Source organism: Nocardiopsis metallicus, assembly GCF_014201115.1.
Taxonomy (GTDB): Bacteria; Actinomycetota; Actinomycetes; order Streptosporangiales; family Streptosporangiaceae; genus Nocardiopsis; species Nocardiopsis metallicus.
The window spans coordinates 259295-275680 of the sequence record NZ_JACHDO010000001.1; the positions used below are offsets into that span (position 1 = coordinate 259295).

General features: G+C 69.4%; 11 protein-coding genes and 2 pseudogenes. 6 read left to right on the forward strand and 7 right to left on the reverse strand.

What is annotated here, in order from left to right; all coding sequences use genetic code 11:
* Positions 1–275 precede the first annotated feature (275 nt).
* From alc to HNR07_RS01085, 3 genes are all read right to left on the reverse strand, one after another.
* Entirely contained in the window at positions 276–1391 is a 1116-nt protein-coding gene (gene alc / locus HNR07_RS01075) for an allantoicase (protein ID WP_184360736.1), read from the reverse strand.
* 81 nt (positions 1392–1472) lie between these two features.
* Positions 1473–2405 (reverse strand): LysR family transcriptional regulator, encoded by a 933-nt coding sequence (locus tag HNR07_RS01080; RefSeq protein ID WP_184360739.1) that lies wholly within the window; start codon positions 2403–2405, stop codon positions 1473–1475.
* 93 nt (positions 2406–2498) lie between these two features.
* Positions 2499–4025, reverse strand: a complete 1527-nt coding sequence (locus HNR07_RS01085; RefSeq protein ID WP_184360742.1) for a nucleobase:cation symporter-2 family protein — start codon at positions 4023–4025, stop codon at positions 2499–2501.
* Positions 4026–4565: 540 nt separating this feature from the next.
* Between HNR07_RS01085 and HNR07_RS01090 the strand changes: the two genes are divergently transcribed.
* Positions 4566–5903: an IS4 family transposase gene (locus HNR07_RS01090; protein WP_184360745.1), complete on the forward strand. Its 1338-nt coding sequence runs from the start codon at positions 4566–4568 to the stop codon at positions 5901–5903.
* 25 nt (positions 5904–5928) lie between these two features.
* Here the strand turns inward: HNR07_RS01090 and pucL are convergent, their stop codons facing one another.
* The 3 genes from pucL to uraD all read right to left on the reverse strand — a co-directional run bounded on the left by pucL (position 5929) and on the right by uraD (position 7936).
* Positions 5929–6825 carry a factor-independent urate hydroxylase gene (pucL, locus tag HNR07_RS01095; protein ID WP_184371205.1) on the reverse strand — a complete coding sequence of 299 codons (897 nt, stop codon included), beginning with the start codon at positions 6823–6825 and terminating at the stop codon, positions 5929–5931.
* A gap of 215 nt (positions 6826–7040) precedes the next feature.
* Positions 7041–7385, reverse strand: a complete 345-nt coding sequence (gene uraH / locus HNR07_RS01100) for a hydroxyisourate hydrolase (RefSeq protein WP_184360749.1) — start codon at positions 7383–7385, stop codon at positions 7041–7043.
* A complete protein-coding gene (uraD, locus tag HNR07_RS01105) occupies positions 7382–7936 on the reverse strand; it encodes a 2-oxo-4-hydroxy-4-carboxy-5-ureidoimidazoline decarboxylase (RefSeq protein ID WP_184360752.1) in 555 nt (184 codons plus the stop codon). Before uraD ends, uraH begins: the two co-directional genes overlap by 4 nt.
* 441 nt (positions 7937–8377) lie before the next feature.
* Here uraD and HNR07_RS01110 point away from each other — a divergent pair, with 441 nt between their 5' ends.
* The 4 genes and pseudogenes from HNR07_RS01110 (at position 8378) to HNR07_RS01125 (ending at position 13290) form a co-directional block, all read left to right on the forward strand.
* Positions 8378–9175, forward strand: coding sequence for a hydroxypyruvate isomerase family protein (locus tag HNR07_RS01110; protein ID WP_184360755.1), 798 nt, complete (start codon positions 8378–8380; stop codon positions 9173–9175).
* Positions 9176–9386: 211 nt separating this feature from the next.
* Positions 9387–10319, forward strand: a pseudogene (locus HNR07_RS01115) (2-hydroxy-3-oxopropionate reductase); the annotation flags it as partial.
* Positions 10320–10565: 246 nt separating this feature from the next.
* Entirely contained in the window at positions 10566–12281 is a 1716-nt protein-coding gene (gcl, locus tag HNR07_RS01120) for a glyoxylate carboligase (protein WP_184360762.1), read from the forward strand.
* Between the two features lie 196 nt (positions 12282–12477).
* Positions 12478–13290, forward strand: coding sequence for an alcohol dehydrogenase catalytic domain-containing protein (locus HNR07_RS01125; protein ID WP_221318667.1), 813 nt, complete (start codon positions 12478–12480; stop codon positions 13288–13290).
* A 69-nt stretch (positions 13291–13359) separates the two neighbouring features.
* On the opposite strand, the pseudogene HNR07_RS01130 reads toward HNR07_RS01125, so the two are convergent.
* A pseudogene (locus HNR07_RS01130) lies at positions 13360–13985 on the reverse strand (M14 family zinc carboxypeptidase); the annotation flags it as partial.
* 580 nt (positions 13986–14565) lie between these two features.
* Between HNR07_RS01130 and leuA the strand changes: the two are divergent.
* The gene (gene leuA, locus HNR07_RS01135; protein WP_184360765.1) at positions 14566–16266 is read left to right on the forward strand and encodes a 2-isopropylmalate synthase; all 1701 of its coding nucleotides are present in this window, start codon (positions 14566–14568) and stop codon (positions 16264–16266) included.
* The last annotated feature ends 120 nt before the right edge of the window (positions 16267–16386 follow it).

The window sequence follows — 16386 nt, forward strand, 5'->3', positions numbered from 1 at the left end:
TGTTGCGACCACCACTAGAACCCAAGCTGCAGGAGGGCCGCGATGGATGATCCTGCTCCCCGCGCACGCGGGGATGGACCCCGTCTGCTGCAGGAGGGCCGCGATGGATGATCCTGCTCCCCGCGCACGCGGGGATGGACCCGTGCGACTGAAGGGCACCCCGATGACCATGGACTGCTCCCCGCGCACGCTGGGATGTTTCATCCCAATCTGACAGAGGGGGAATGGAGGGGCGGGCACGCTGACGCGTGCCCGCCCCGGTCTTTCGGCGCTGGTCAGGCCTGGGCGGACTGCCAGCGGTTGCGTAGGTCCGCCGCACCGGCTTCGGTGAGGGAGCCGTAGACGTTCAGGCGGGCGATGCCGCCGTCGGGGAACACGTCGGTGCGGATGTGGGTGACGGTGGCTGGGGCGTCCAGGACGAAGCGGTGGGCGCTGTCGGGCTGGAGCCTGGTGCGGCCCACCAGCTCGAACCACTCGCCGTCACCGTCGCGGCCCAGGATGGTGACCCAGCCCGCCGAGTTGCCCTTGAGGTAGGCGGTGTCCAGCTCGATGGCGCGGACGGAGGCCTGGGCGGTCAGGCGGAAGCGGACCCAGTCGTTACCGGTGTCGCGGCGGCGGCGGTTCTCCCAGCCGTCGTCCATCTTGTGCGACCGGCCCGGCTGGATGATGTTCTCCGGCGAGGAGTAGAAGCGGTCCGACGCGTCCTCGACGGTGCCGCCGTTGACCAGGGCGGCCAGGTCGAAGCTGCCCAGGGTGGAGAGCCAGGCGGGGTCCGCGACCGGCTCGCCGTACACGCGCAGGCGCGCTACGCCGCCGTCGGGGAACTGCTTGAGGCGCAGGTGGGTCCAGCGGCGCTGGACGTCGACCTTGAACCCGTTCTCCGCGTGCCCGTACACCGGGGTGCGGGGGACGATCTCGGTCCACTCGGCGGCGAGGAGCTCGTCAGTGGTGGGGGTGCCCTCGACGTGCGCCACCTCGACGCTGACCTCGGTGGGGTGGTTGCCGCGGAAGTGCGCGGTGTCCACCACGAGGCCGCGGATGATCCCGGGCAGGGCCAGGCGGACCAGGGCCCAGTCGTGGTCCTCGGCGGTGGGGTGCGGCTGCTCGGCGCTCACGCCGCGGCGGCGGCGGGTCTCCCAGCCGTCCATGACCTTGCCCTTGTGCCCGAAGTGGTGCGGGTCGAACACCGCGGGTTCGGTGCGGAGCAGGTTCTCGCGCTCGGCGAAGAACTCGTCGTTGGCGGCCACGACACCGGCGCCCAGGCGGCGGTCGGCGAGGTCGACCAGCCCGGAGAAGTCCAGTTCGGTCTTCTTGTAGTCACCGTAGGGGTCCCCGCCCGGGTAGGGCTGGGCGTTGTAGGCGCGGGGGTCGAAGGACGGGGCCTGGCTCACGTTTCTCCTGTCGGTCTCTGTGGTGGGACCTTTCCAGGGTCGCAGGAGAAACCGATTAATTCCAGCGAAAGTTTTTGATCATTATGTTCGCTTTGGCTGAACGGTCGGGTTGCTCAGACGCGCGGCGGCCTCGGCCAGGGCCTGGAGGGCGAGGGCGATCTGCGGGCGCTGCCCCGAGCCTGAGCGAACCGCGGTGACCACGTGGCGGCGCGGTTGGTCCGTGTGCGGGATACGCAGTGCGACCCCCGGTGTCTCCTGGGCGGCCGCCAACCGGGGGATCAGCGCCACCCCCATACCCGCCGCCACCATGTCCAGGATCGCCCGCCAGTCGGAGGCCACGTGCGCCTGCTCGGGGGCGAACCCCGCCTGGGCGCAGGCCGACAGGGTGATCTCCCGCCAGGGCCCCGACGCTCCGTAGATCCACGGCTCCTCGGCGAGGTCGCGCATCCGCAGCGCCGGGGTGGTGGCCAGCCGGTGCTGGGCGGGCACCGCCACGTCCAGGGGGTCGGTGAGCAGCTCGGTCCGGTCGTAGCGGCCGTCGGAGCCGGTCGGCGCCTGCGCGGCCAGGGACAGGCCGATGTCGATTTCCCCTGCTGAGAGCAGCTCGTACACCTCGGCCGCCTCGGCCTGGTGCACCCGGGTGCGCAGCCCCGGGTGGGCCGTGCGCAGGGCGTTCAACGCGGGTACCACCAGCCCGGGGATGGCGGTGGCGAAGGTGCCCACGCGTACGCGCCCGGACTCGCCGCGCACGTACCCGTCGAGTTCGGCCTCGGCCCGCTCCAGCTGGGCCAGCACCACGTCGGTGTGCCTCAGCAGCACGTGCGCGGCGTCGGTCAGTCGGACCCGGCGGCCGTGCGCCTCCAGCAGCGCCACCCCCACCTGCTGGGACAGCGACGACAGTTGTTGGGAGACGGCCGAAGGGGTCATGGAAAGGGCCTCGGCGGTGGCGCGGACGGTCCCGAGCTCTTCGAGGGTGCGGAGTACGCGCAGCTTGCGCAGGTCCCAGTCGGTCATCCTCACAGGCATACCATTCATCTCCGCTTAACAGAAAGCGGGGCGGACGCACGGTCACGGTGCGCCCGCCCCCCCGGGGGGAGTACGGAGAGGTCAGGTCCGTTCGGGGTGCTCGGTCCCCTCGCTCCCGCTCCGGTGCGACGACGAACCGCGGTAGGTCGCGCCCGCCTGGTCGGTGTACTTGGCCTCACCGGGCCCGGCGCTGCCGATGTCCGCCTGGTCGATCTCGGCGGGGGAGGCCGAGGGGCCGCGGCCGATCACGTTGAAGCAGATGTTCAGCAGGATCGACACGATCGCCGCGCCGATGATGCCCGAGTGCGCGATCAGCTCGACCGACTCCGGCAGGAACTTGTAGAAGGTCGGGTAGGCCAGCGGGATGATCGCCACGCCCACCGAGGCGGCCACCAGGATCAGGTTGAGGTTGTTGGTGAAGTCCACCTTGGCCAGGGTCTTGATGCCGCTGGCCGCGACGCTGCCGAACAGCACCAGGCCGGCACCGCCCAGAACCGGGGTGGGGATGGCGGCCATGACCCCGCCGAGCACCGGGAACAGGCCCAGGACCAGCAGGATGCCCGCGCCGGTGGCGACCACGTAGCGGCTGCGGATCCCGGTCAGCGCGAGCAGGCCGATGTTCTGCGCGAACGAGCTGGTGGGGGTGGCGCTGAAGATCGGACCGATGATCGAACCGCTGACGTCGGCGCGCAGACCGGCGGAGATGCGCTTGGCGTCGACCTTGGAACCGGTGATCTCACCGACCGCGATGATGTGCGAGGCGCCCTCGGTCAGGACCACGAGCATGATGATGCACATGGTGATGATCGCGGCGATCTCGAACTGCGGCGCGCCGAAGTAGAACACCGAGGTCGGGTTGAACACGAAGTCGGCCTCGCCCACCCGGCTGAAGTCGGCCATGCCGAGCGGGATCGCGACCAGTGTGCCCACGACCAGGCCGAGCAGGATGGACAGCCGCCCCCAGATGCCGGGGAAGAGGCGGGAGCCGACGAGGATGACGGCCAGGGTCAGCCCGGCCAGGGCGAGGTTGCCCAGGGGGGCGGCCGGGACCTCGCTGCCGTCCTCCAGGACGCGGGTGGAGCCGTCCATGATCCAACGGGCGGCCACCGGCATCAGGCTGACGCCGATCACCGTGATGATCGTGCCCGTGACGATCGGCGGGAAGAAGCGGATCAGCTGCCCGAAGAAGGGGGTCAGCAGCAGGGCGAACACACCCGCGGCGATCGATGCGCCGAAGGCCACGGGGAGGTTCTCGCCGTTCTGGCCGGCGGCCAGAACGGTGATGGCGCTGACGGGGACGAAGGAGCAGGCCACCACGATCGGCATCTGCGCGCCGATCCGCTTGTGGCCGACGGTCTGCATCAGGGTGGCGATACCCGCCACCAGGAGTGCGCCGCTGACGAGGATTCCCATGGCGGCGGGGTCGTTCGCGAGCCCAGCGGCGGCGCCGATGACGAGTGCCGGTGCCACCGCACCGGCGTACATGGTGAGGATGTGCTGGAGCCCGTAGACGAGCATGAGCCGCAGGGGCAGCTTCTCGTCCTCGGGACGAGCGGGGGTCGTGGCGTTTGTTGTGGCCGAGTCCTTCGCGGACGGACTGTTCGACATGGCCAGTTTCCAGCCTTCGGGTTGTTGGCCACCACGGGGGTGACCGGGTTCTCCGGGCGGGTGCCCGGTGGTGTCGCGCCGGCCCTGGCTGCTCGAAACGCCTGTTTTCAGGCATGCCGAAGGCCGGTGTGGCCCAGTTCTGGGTGGGCAGGCGAGGGAGACCTCGGGTGGGTGCCCCGGCCGCGGTCGATCCACGCTTGGGTCGGTTCCGGGGTAGGGGGTCCCGAAGCCTTCGTGTATCCGAAGCCCTCGGGTTCCCGGAGCTGCGACCGATCACGGGTCCGGCCGGTTCGGAGCGGAGAATCCGGGGCCCGGCCGCACGCACGGGCCCCGGTGTTCAGGGAGCTCGAAGGAGCGCGGGGGAGGGCCCGGGCGAGCGCGCGGCACTCACCGGGCCATCACCCGGAAGGGGCTAGACGCAATGTCGTTCAGTTAGGCGTGGGAGCAGGACGTCAAGCCCGACCTGGGAACGTCACCCACGAAGAAGGGGCTCCCTAGTAGAACAGTTGTCTCTCACAACGACTGTCGCCAAGGAGCCCCTTGCCCGACCATTGTGTCACGACCCGTCACACCCATCACGCCCCCGGCACCCTGGCCCCCGGCCACCTGGGAGAACTCACCCAGATCGTGCCCTTTGAGATGGTCGATTCCGTCTTGGAACAGACCAACAGCCACCAGCAGCGCTCGCGCCTGCTGCCCTCCCGCGTGGTCGTCTACCTCCTGCTCGCCGCCGGACTCTTCGCTCACTGCGGCTGGCCCGCCCTGTGGCGCAAGCTCACCGCCGGAGTGAGCCTGTGCACCCAACCAGCCGCCTCCGCGCTGTTCTACGCCCGCAAACGCCTGGGCCCAGCACCCATGAAGGCCCTGTTCGAGCTACTCTCAGGCCCCACCCACAGCGCCCACCGCTTCCACGGGCTGCTGGTATGCGCCATCGACGGCACCCTGCTGGACCTGCCCGCCACACAAGCGAACCGGGCCGTGCACCGCTCCAGCGGCGCCACCCGCTGGGCCGGGGCCGGCTACCCCCAACTACGGTTGCTCGCCCTGGTCGCCACCGGCTCCCGGGCACTGCTGGGCACGGCCTTTGGGCCCGTCTCCCAGGGCGAGACCACCATGGCCACCCGCCTGCTCCCCTCGATGGGCCCGGGCCAGCTCATCCTGGCCGACCGCGGATTCGACGCCGCCGACCTGCTCAAAGATCTTCATGCCAGCGGAGCCCAGCTCCTGGTTCGGATGAGCTCGCCGAGCAAACCCCGCCGCCTTCGCCGTTTGGATGATGGCACTTGGCTGGTACAGCGCGGCAAGGTACGGATGCGGCTCATCGAGGCCCGGATCACCATCGTCACAGACCAGGGTGAGCGCACCGGCTGTTACCGGTTGGTCACCACTTTGACCGATCCCGATCTGTATCCGGCCACGGGCCTGGTGGCCCTCTACCACCAGCGGTGGGAGATCGAGACCGCCTACTGCGAGCTGAAGTCGGCTCTGCTCGGGCGGCGGGTGCTGCGTTCCAAGGACCCCGAAGGGCTGGAACAGGAGGTGTGGTCCTTGCTGGCCACCTACCAGGTGGTGCGGTGCGCGATCGCTGACGCGTTGACCGCTACGGGGCACAGCCCGTTGCGGGCGAGCTTGGCGGTGGCGGTGGAAAGCGCCCGTGACCTATTGGTGCGGGCCGAGAACGTCATCGCTGGTGAGCGTATCGACGTGCGGGGGGTGCTCGGGCAGCAGGTGTTGGCGAACCTGCTGCCCGAGCGGCGTCTGCGCACGGTGCCTCGGGTGGTCAAACGCGCGATCTCCAAGTATCACGCTCGTTCCAACGGGGTGGACCGGACCACGTACAAGGCCACCGTGGACATCGCTGTGTTGACAGAGCCCTGATCGCCTTAACTGAACGACATTGGGGCTAGACGAAACCCGGAACGGCCTTCCAGGCGTCGCCCGCCTCGGGGGCGTCGTCCCGCTCGACCGTCGCCTCGATCTTGCCGTAGGGGCGGTCGGCGGCGAAGAAGACCTCGTTGGGGTTGTCCAGGTCGAAGGAGGACAGGTCGACCAGGAAGTGGTGCTTGTTCGGCATGGAGAACCGGATCTCGGCGATCTCCGGGTGGGCCTCCAGGACGGCCGTGCCCATCGCGTACAGCGTCTGCTGCAGGGCGAGGCTGTGCGTCTCCGCGAAGGCCTCCAGGCACAGGGCCCGAACGGAGGCGTAGGACTTGTCGAAGTCGTGCTCGGTGCCGACGTAGCGCCAGCGGGCGGTCACGTCGGTGGCCAGGATCCGGTCGTTGGTCTCGGGGAGCGTGGTGTACCGGGTCTTGGGGTACCCGTGGAACTCAGAGCCGGTGGACTTGAGGACGGTCAGGCCCTCGAAGCCGGAGACCACCCACTCCTTGTCGCCGTCCTTGTTGACGACGGTGGTGCGGGTCTCGGCTCCGTTGCGGGAGAAGGCGTGGTCGTGCGGGCCCTTCGCGGTGGCGATCCGGTCCCAGGAGTACTCCTGGATCTCCTGGCGGGCGCCGTACACGTACTCGTGCTCGTCCACGAAGTGGCGGGCCAGGCGCAGCGCGAAGTCCTCGATCGCGCCGACGCCGCCCCACTCACGGGCCTTGGCGTAGACGGTGTTCTTCTGGGTGTCGGTCGGCAGGCACTTGCTGTTGTCGCCGACGGTGTGGACTTCCTCGAGGTCGCCGCGCAGCTGCGAGGTGACGTTGACGTCCTTGATCTGGTGGACGGGGGTGTCGCGCTTGACGTGGACGAGGCGGACCTCGGCCTTGCCGTACTGGTTGTCTCCGAGCTTGATGCCCATCAGGGTGAACTCCATCCGTGTGGATTCGGTTTCATCGCTCGCGCCGCGCTTTGCCTTCGCGTCGGTGCGCTGTGCGTATGAGGGAGGACCGCTGTGGTCATGCGGAAGGACCTGTCACGCACTCGAAGAGGTTGAGATGTTTCAGCTGGTGGTGGGGCCTTGGCTGCCCTGGGGCGATGGGGTGGGGTACCGGGCGCTCGCTGGCTGGGGACCGGCTACGAGCCCCGGTAGGTCGAGTAGGCGAACGGGCTCAGGAGCAGCGGCACGTGGTAGTGCTGGTCCTCCTCGGCGAGGTCGAACACGATGCTGACCTCGGGGTAGAACCCCTTCTGGCCAATCGCCTCGAAGTAGGAGCCGGTGTCGAAGACGACCCGGTAGTACCCCGCGCGGAGCTGCTCGGGCCCCAGGTCGGGCACGCGGCCGTCGCTGTTGGTCCGGCCCTCGGCGACGGTCTTCCAGGAGCTGCGACCGGGGTCGACCGCGGCCTCCAGGCGGACCGGGACGTCGCGGGCGGGCTTGCCCAGGGCGGCGTCCAGGATGTGGGTGGTCACGTGGCTCATGCTGCCTCCAGGAGTTTGACCAGGCGGAGTCCGGAGATCTTGCGGAGCTCCTCGCCGACCACGGTCAGCTCGGTGTCGCGGTCGTTGTCCAGCCGGGCGACCAGGTCCGCGAGGAGTTCGCGGCTGCTGCGGCCGCTGGCGCAGACAAGGTAGATCTGCCCGAACCTTCCCTCGTACTCACCCTGCGCGAACGTGAAGATCCGCTGAACCCGGGCGGAGGCGTCGTCGGTGTCGGCGGCGAACGCCGACTGCTCACCGCGCGACCACGCCGCCTCGGTGTCCTGTCCCTCGGCCTTCTCCCCGATACGGGGGTGACGGGCCAGGGCGGTGGCGACCTCGTCGGAGGTGATTCCGCGTGCGTGGCCGTCGGCCTGCGCGATCAGGGTCTCGCGGTCGGCGTAGGGCGCCTCGGACGCGACGGCCTCCACCCAGCGGTCCACGTTCAGGCACTGCGCGAGTTCGGTGCGCAGGTCCTCCTTGGAGAGGGCGTTCAGACGCGCCAGACCCGGGTCGGGGGCGCCCCCCGGCTGGTCCGGGGTGGTGTCGGGCATGTGTTCTCCCGTGGCTCGGCCGGTGCGCGGTCTCCCCGCCGTGGAGGGCGGAGGACAGTCGAACCAGCCTGGGCTTTCGTAGTGCAGATAGCTGATTCCGTATTACGGATTGGAGGGACTCTAGTTGATGACAGTGTGACCTTGTCAACACTGGCAAGGGGGGATCTCGGAAAAACAGTCGAATCTGTGTCTCCACACAAAGAAATCGCGAAGTTCCTGCGTGCTGGAGAGGTGCGAGAGGTGGCTGGGGCCGTTGTTGCCGGTTCGCGCAGGCGTTGTGCCGGGCTTCGGCGCGTGTCCGGCGGGGGTCCGCTGGAGGTCCGTCCGAACTTCGGTTCGGCCGGGTGGTTGACAAGCGGCGGTGGTCCGCCCCACACTCAAGGCATTCCTTAAAGTGAAAACTACTTTCCGCAATACGGAAGTGGATGCCGGAGGCAACGCATGAGCCACACACTCGGGTACACGGTGAACTGCTCCCTGCTGTTCACCGAGCTCCCCGTCAACGAGCGCCCCCAGGCCGCACGCGACGCGGGCTTCCACGCCGTCGAGTTCTGGTGGCCCTTCGAGACCGCCACCCCGGAGCAGGCGGAGATCGACGCCTTCGTCACCGCCCTCGACAACGCGGGCGTGCGCCTCAGCGGCCTCAACTTCTTCGCGGGCCAGCTCCCCGGTCCCGACCGCGGCGTGCTCTCCCACCCCTCGCGCACCGCCGAGTTCCTCGCCAACACCGAGGTGGTCGCCCGGATCGCCGAACGCACCGGCACCACCGGGTTCAACGCCCTCTACGGCCTGCGCCAGGACGGCGTGGACCCGGCCGAGCAGGACCGGCTCGCGCTGGAGAACACCGTGGCCGCCGCCAACGCGGTCGCCAAGGTCGGCGGCACCGTACTCGTCGAGCCCATCAGCGGCTCCGACGACTACCCGCTCAGGACCGCCGCCGAGGGCCTGGCCTTCGTCGCCAAGGTCAAGGAGGCCGGGGCCGAGAACGTGGCGCTCCTCGCCGACTTCTTCCACCTGGCCGTCAACGGCGACGACGTCGCCGCCGTGGTCCGCGATCACGCGGCCGAGTTCGGGCACATCCAGATCGCCGACGCACCCGGCCGAGGCGAGCCCGGCACCGGCGAGCTTCCCATCGACGAGCTCCTCACCGCGGCCCAGGCCGGCGGCTACCGGGGCCTGGTCGGCCTGGAGTACAAGCCGACCGTCCCCAGCGCGCAGAGCTTCGGCTGGCTGGGCTGACCCCCGGGTCACTGATCACACGGGTCACAGCGGCCCGGCCGAGTCGCGCAGCAGCGCATCGCGTCGCACCGATGCGCGGTGCACCGCGCCGCACGGAAGGCGCAGCACACCGCGACTCACCGGGCCGCGCACACCAGCCGCACCCCGTGGCAGCCACAGCAACGACAGAGCCACAGCAACAACAGCGACGACACGCAGTACTGCGGCCACACGCAGCACAGCCACACAGCCACCCAGTTGGAAAGGGGCCGACATGGCCGCCAAGAAGATCGCTTTCATCGGTCTGGGCATCATGGGCCTGCCCATGGCCACCCATCTCGTCAACGCCGGCTACACCGTCACCGGCGTCAACAAGGGCCGCGAGGCCGAGGACACCCTGGTCGCCAGGGGCGGCCTGCGCGGCGGGAGCATCGCCGAGGCGGTCGCCGACGCCGACATCGTCATCACGATGGTTCCGGACTCCCCGGACGTCGACCTGGTCCTGCGCGGGGAGGGCGGTGTCTTCGACAACGCCAAGCCCGGCACCCTCGTCATCGACATGAGCACCATCCGCCCCGACGTCTCCCGTGATCTCGCCGCGGTCGGCACCGAGCGCGGCTTCCGCGTCCTGGACGCCCCGGTCAGCGGTGGCGAGGCCGGTGCGGTCGAGGCCAAGCTGTCCATCATGGTCGGCGGTGCGCGGGAGGACTTCGAGGCCGCGCGCCCGGTCTTCGACGTCTTGGGCACCACCCCGGTGCTGGTCGGCCCGAGCGGTTCCGGCCAGACCGTCAAGGCCGCCAACCAGCTCATCGTGGCAGGCAACATCCAGCTCCTCGCCGAGGCCCTCGTCTTCCTCGAGGCGCACAACGTGGACACCGAGGCGGGCCTGGAGGTCCTGGGCGGCGGGCTCGCGGGCAGCACCGTGCTCCAGCGCAAGGGCACGGCCATGCGCGAGCGCAACTTCGCGCCCGGCTTCCGCATCGCCCTGCACGACAAGGACATGCGCATCATCACCGACTCCGCGACCGCCGCCGGTGTGGCGATCCCGCTGGGTTCGCAGGTGGCGCAGTACGTGGCCGCTCTCAAGAACCAGGGGCACGGCGGTCTCGACCACTCCGCGCTGCTCAAGGTCGTCCTGGAGCTCTCCGGCCGCGAGGCCGACTAGCCGGGAGGCAGTGGCCGGACCCCGGCCGCACCGCAGTACCCGCAGCGGGGCAACACCGGCGGTCCCCCCAGCCGCAGCAGTCCGTATGACCGGGACGTCGCGTCGTCCCCGGGTGGTGGCCCACCCGGGAGGCGGACGAGCGCGCCGCCCCACCCCTAGCACTCATCTCTGGATGACCGGGGGACGTCCGCCCAGCCAGGACGCCCCCGGCACCCCAGCCACCCCAGCACTGAAGGGTTCGCTCCCATGGCGAAAATGCCCGCGATGAACGCCGTCGTGGAGGTTCTCAAGGACGAGGGCGTCGACACCGCCTTCGGCTGCCCCGGCGCCGCGATCCTCCCCCTCTACAAGGCGATGGAGGAGGTCGGCGGCATCGAGCACCTGACCGTCCGCCACGAAGAGGGCGCCACCCACATGGCCGACGGCTGGTCGCGTACGACCGGTAAGGTCGGCGTGGCCATCGGCACCTCCGGTCCCGCCGGAACCAACATGATCACCGGACTGTACACCGCCATCGCGGACTCGGTCCCGATCGTGTGCATCACCGGCCAGCAGCGCACCGACCTGCTGGACAAGGAGGGCTTCCAGGCGGTCGACATCGTCGAGATCGCCAAGCCCGTCACCAAGTGGGCCGTGCAGATCAAGGAGGCGGCCACCGCCCCGTGGATCTTCCGCGAGGCCTTCCGGATCGCCCAGGAGGGTCGTCCCGGCCCGGTCCTGATCGACATCCCGGTGGACGTCGCCCAGAAGGTCATCGACTACGCCCCCGAGCTGGACGCCGCGCTCAAGATCAACACGGTCGAGCCGCACCTGCCCCGGGTCGAGAAGGCCCTGGACCTGCTGCTGGCGGCCGAGCGCCCGCTCATCCTCGCCGGCGGCGGCGTGATCCTGGCCGAGGCCTCCGACGACCTGCGCGAGCTGGCCGACTACCTCCAGGTCCCGGTCCAGGTCACCCTCATGGGCAAGGGCTCCTTCGACGAGGACTCGCCCCTGTACTCCGGCATGACCGGCGTCCAGACCTCCCAGCGCTACGGCAACGCCTCCTTCCTGGAGTCGGACCTGGTCCTGGCGGTCGGCGCTCGCTTCGCCGACCGCCACACCGGCCAGATCGACGTCTACCGCGGTGAGCGCAAGTTCATCCACGTGGACATCGAGGCCACCCAGATCGGCCGGGTCTTCGAGCCCGACCTGGGCGTGGTCTCCGACGCCAAGCTGTTCATCCAGGAGCTGCTGGCCGCCGCCAAGCGCCGCAAGGCCACGGCGAAGGTCGGCGCGTGGATCGAGCGCGTCAACGAGCTCAAGTCCACCCTGACCCGCCGCGAGGACTTCGACACCGTTCCCGTGAAGGCGCCGCGCGTCTACAAGGAGATCAACGAGGTCTTCGACGAGGACACCTACTTCGTCACCGCCATCGGCCTCTACCAGATCTGGGGCGGCCAGCACCAGAAGGCGTACAAGCCGCGCCACTACCAGATCTGCGGCCAGGCGGGCCCGCTCGGCTGGGAGATCCCGGCGGCCATCGGCGTCAAGAAGGCGCTGAAGGACACCGAGCCGGACGCCGAGGTGGTCGGCATCGTCGGCGACTACGGCTTCCAGTACATGGTCGAGGAGCTGGCGGTCGCGGCGCAGTACAACGTGTCGTACGTGATCATCATGCTCAACAACGAGTACCTGGGCCTGATCCGCCAGGCGTCCATCCCCTTCGACATGAACTACCAGGTGGACATCCACTACGACGAGTACGGCACCGACAGCGTCAAGCTGATGGAGGCCTACGGCTGCTCCGGCCGCCGCGTCTGGGAGCCGGGGGAGATCCGGGAGTCCCTGGAGTGGGCCCGCAAGCAGGCGCAGGCCACCTCCCGCCCGGTGCTCGTCGAGATCATGATCGAGCGCGAGGCCAACACTCCGCACGGCCCGGCGATCAACGCGGTGAAGGAGTTCGAGCCGGTCCCCGGCGAGTAGATCGCGGGGTTCCTGCGAGGTCTCCCGAGAGCCCGGTGAGCGCATCGGGTCCGGGCGCATCATCGGGGCCCGGACCCGCCACAGACGGCCACGGGGTCGGACCTGCACCCCGACCCCGTGGCTCAGGCCCCCTCCGCGACCGGCAGGAGGGGGCCTCCACACACCCCGAGGGGCGGTAACGTTCTTCGCTGGCTCAGTGCCGCCCCTCGGTTTGTTCGTCTCGGCGGTCGTCCTTCGGACGGCCGCCGATCTCTGTTTCCGCGCCGCCGTCGTGCGCACCCCCGCCGGACCCGACTCGATCGAGATCACCGATCTGCCCGTCACCGGACCCGGGGCCGGGCAGGTCCGCGTCGAGATCGTCGCCGCCCCGGTCAACCCGGTCGACCTCGCCGTGGTGAACGGCCTCTTCCACTCCCGAGGGCTGGTCGACCAGCCCGAACACACCGGCCTGGGCTGGGACTTCTCCGGCACGGTCGTCGCGGTCGCTCCCGGCGCTGACCTGGCCGTAGGGGCCCGGGTGGCCGGGCGGGTGGCCGGTTTCGACCGGGACTTCGGCACCTACGCGGAGCAGCTGATCGCATCCGTCGCCGATGTCGCCGTCGTTCCCGACAGCCTCGACTTGGTGGCGGCCGCGACAGTCCCGCTCAACGGACTGGCCGCCGCCGGGATCACCGGCCTGCTCGGCGACGCCCCCGAGGGCCGGGAGCGGCTTCTGGTCACCGGCGCGGCGGGCGCGGTCGGCGGGTACGTCGCCGCGCTGGCCCGGGACCAGGGCTGGCGGGTGACCGGTCTGGCCGGGGCGGAGGACGAGGCGTTCGTCCCAGGCCTGGGGCCGAGTCCACCACCCAGGCGCAGCCCGGCTGGGACGCGGTCGCTGATACGGCGGCGCTGCAGGAGGAGGGCCTGGCCCTGGTCCGCGACGGCGGAGCCCACTGAGCCCTGGCCAAGGGCGGCCTGCGCGGCCGCTGCGTACTGCGCCCCTGAGAGTCCGATTCGCGTGGGCTCGTGAACGAAGCCCCTCGCGCGTGCGGACCTTGTCTCGGCGCGGGCGAGGGGGTGGCTTGAACGGCGATACAGATCAGCCGCAGTGGGCCTCTTCCTCACCGATGATGCGGTAGGGGCAGTCCGCGTAGTCGAGCAGACCCAGGGCGGCCTCCTCGTTGCGGGCGGTCTCGCCTTCGATCACCGACGAGGGCGGGTAGAAGCCGCCGTCCCAGGGCGAGCGGGGGTACATCTCGTACGTGTAGTTCACGATGCCCTGGTCGGCCCGCAGCCAGTCGTTGATCGAGACGTCCGTGACGTAGAGGTCACTGGACTGCTGGGGATGTGGCCGTTGGCCTCGGCCATGTACTCGCCCAGCGCGCGGTGGGTGTCGTACTCCTCGCGGTTCATGCCGTGGGTGAGCTCGTCGTAGCTGTATCCCTACGGCCACAGGATGAGCTCGCTGTAAGTGTGGAAGTGGATGGCGCTGGTGATCTGCTGCTCGCCGTCCACCACTCGGCTCCGGACGAAGTCGGCGACCGCCTCCACCTCGGGGGCGGACTCCGGTGCTTGGCCCCGGTAGGTGACGCTGCTCGGGTTGCCGGAGGAGCCGTTGCAGCAGCCCTAGTTGTACGCCCAGTTGCGGTTCGTGTCGGTGCCGATGGCGGAAGAGCCCACGTCGGGCAGTCGGTTCTTGCGCCAGTTGAGCCAGGTGTCGCCCGCAGTGATGGCCGAGTACGACAGTGAAGGCTGAGTTTCACGACCATGCCCGGTGTGAGCACGCCTGGACCGGACAGCCCGATGGTGACCCTCGCGTAGGCGACGGCAAGGGAAACGCCCGATCCCTGGCTCCGGGATCGGGCGTTGAGAAGGATCTCCGTCGGCGGTACCGGCTCTGCGGCGGTAGGGCTCACCTGCCTGCCGAGGCCTCGGGTGTTGGCCGCACCCTGGGTCCCGCCGACGGAATCCGTATGACCCCCCTAGCACTGAAGGGTTCCCCTCCAGGGTAACCGCTCCCGGCTGTATCTTGAAGTCGAGGTACCTGTTTTGAACGATCATCTAAAATCCACGGAAACCGTACGTATCACCCCAGCTCAGCGAGGGTTCGTACCATCATGTGGACAGTGGGTACCGGATTCCGTCGCGGGTCTGCTAGCGTGAAGACCGTTATGCTGCGCGAGCTCCTCCTTCTTAGTGGCCGCGGCGGGGATCGTTAAAAGGTCGGCCCCTCGCCGCGGGACTTCGGCTTGCCGTGTCGACCACGACATCACGCGCCACACTTTTCCCGAGGAGCCACACCGTTATGGTGCCGCAGCAGAAGACCAGCCCCATGCCTTTCCACCGTTACGAGCCCTTCGCTCCGGTGGACCTGCCGGACCGCACCTGGCCCGCGAAGACCATCACCGAAGCCCCCCGCTGGCTGTCCACCGACCTGCGTGACGGCAACCAGGCACTGATCGAGCCGATGGACTCGGCCCGCAAGCACGAGATCTTCCAGCTGCTGGTCAAGATGGGCTACAAGGAGATCGAGGTCGGCTTCCCCTCCGCCAGCCAGACCGACTTCGACTTCGTCCGGTCGCTGATCGAGGACGACCTGATCCCCGACGACGTACAGATCTCCGTACTGACCCAGGCCCGCGAGGACCTGATCGAGCGCACCGTGCAGAGCCTGGTCGGCGCCAAGCGCTCCACCGTGCACCTGTACAACGCCACCGCCCCGACCTTCCGCCGCGTCGTCTTCCGGGTCGACCGCCAGGCCTGCAAGGACATCGCCGTCGAGGGCACCCGCCACGTGATGCGCTTCGCCGAGCAGTACCTGGGCGAGACCGAGTACTTCGGCTACGAGTACTCGCCGGAGATCTTCGTCGACACCGAACTGGACTTCGCCCTGGAGGTCTGCGAGGCCGTCATGGACGTCTGGCAGCCCGGCCCGGGCCGCGAGATCATCCTGAACCTGCCCGCCACCGTCGAGCGCTCCACGCCCAACGTCTACGCCGACCAGATCGAGTGGATGAGCCGCAACCTGTCGCGGCGCGAGCACGTCGTCCTGTCCGTGCACCCGCACAACGACCGCGGCACCGGTGTGGCCTCCGCCGAACTGGCCGTCATGGCCGGGGCCGACCGCGTCGAGGGCTGCCTGTTCGGCCACGGCGAGCGCACCGGCAACGTCTGCCTGGTCACCCTGGGCATGAACCTGTTCAGCCAGGGCGTGGACCCCAAGATCGACTTCTCCGACATCGACGAGATCCGCCGCACGGTCGAGCACTGCACCCAGCTGCCGGTCGCGCCCCGCCACCCCTACGGCGGCGACCTGGTCTACACGGCCTTCTCCGGCTCCCACCAGGACGCCATCAAGAAGGGCTTCACCGACCTGGACGCCCGCGCCGAAGAGGCGGGCAAGGCCGTCGAGGACTACCCCTGGGACGTCCCGTACCTGCCCATCGACCCCAAGGACGTGGGCCGCAACTACGAGGCGGTCATCCGGGTCAACAGCCAGTCCGGCAAGGGCGGCGTCTCCTACATCATGCAGCGCGACCACTCGCTGGACCTGCCGCGCCGCCTGCAGATCGAGTTCTCCCAGGTCATCCAGGCCCACATGGACACCGACGGCGGCGAGTTCCAGGCCGAGAAGATCTGGGGCGTCTTCTCCGACACCTACCTGGCCGAGAACGGCCCGGTCGCGGTCCTGGCGCACCGATCCAGCACCGCCGAGGACGGCACCTACACGATCGAGGCCGACGCCCGCGTCAACGGTGAGATCCGCGAACTGAAGGGCACCGGCAACGGCCCCATCTCCGCGTTCGGCGACGCCCTGGCCGACGTGGACGTCAAGGTCCGGGTCATCGACTACGTGGAGCACTCCATGGGCGAGGACGGCAACGCCCGCGCCGCCGCCTACGTGGAGGCCGAGATCGACGGCAGGACGGTGTGGGGCGTGGGTATCCACAGCAGCATCACCACGGCCTCGCTGAAGGCCATGTGCAGCGCCATCGGCCGAGCCTGATCAGCGCCGCCTGACCCGCACCGCGTGGCCGGTGCCGCGTGGTGCGACCGAGCCACACATCCGAATCGCGGCGATTGGCCCGCCGCGACCGGCCGCCCCTGGCACCGAACGAACGGGGCC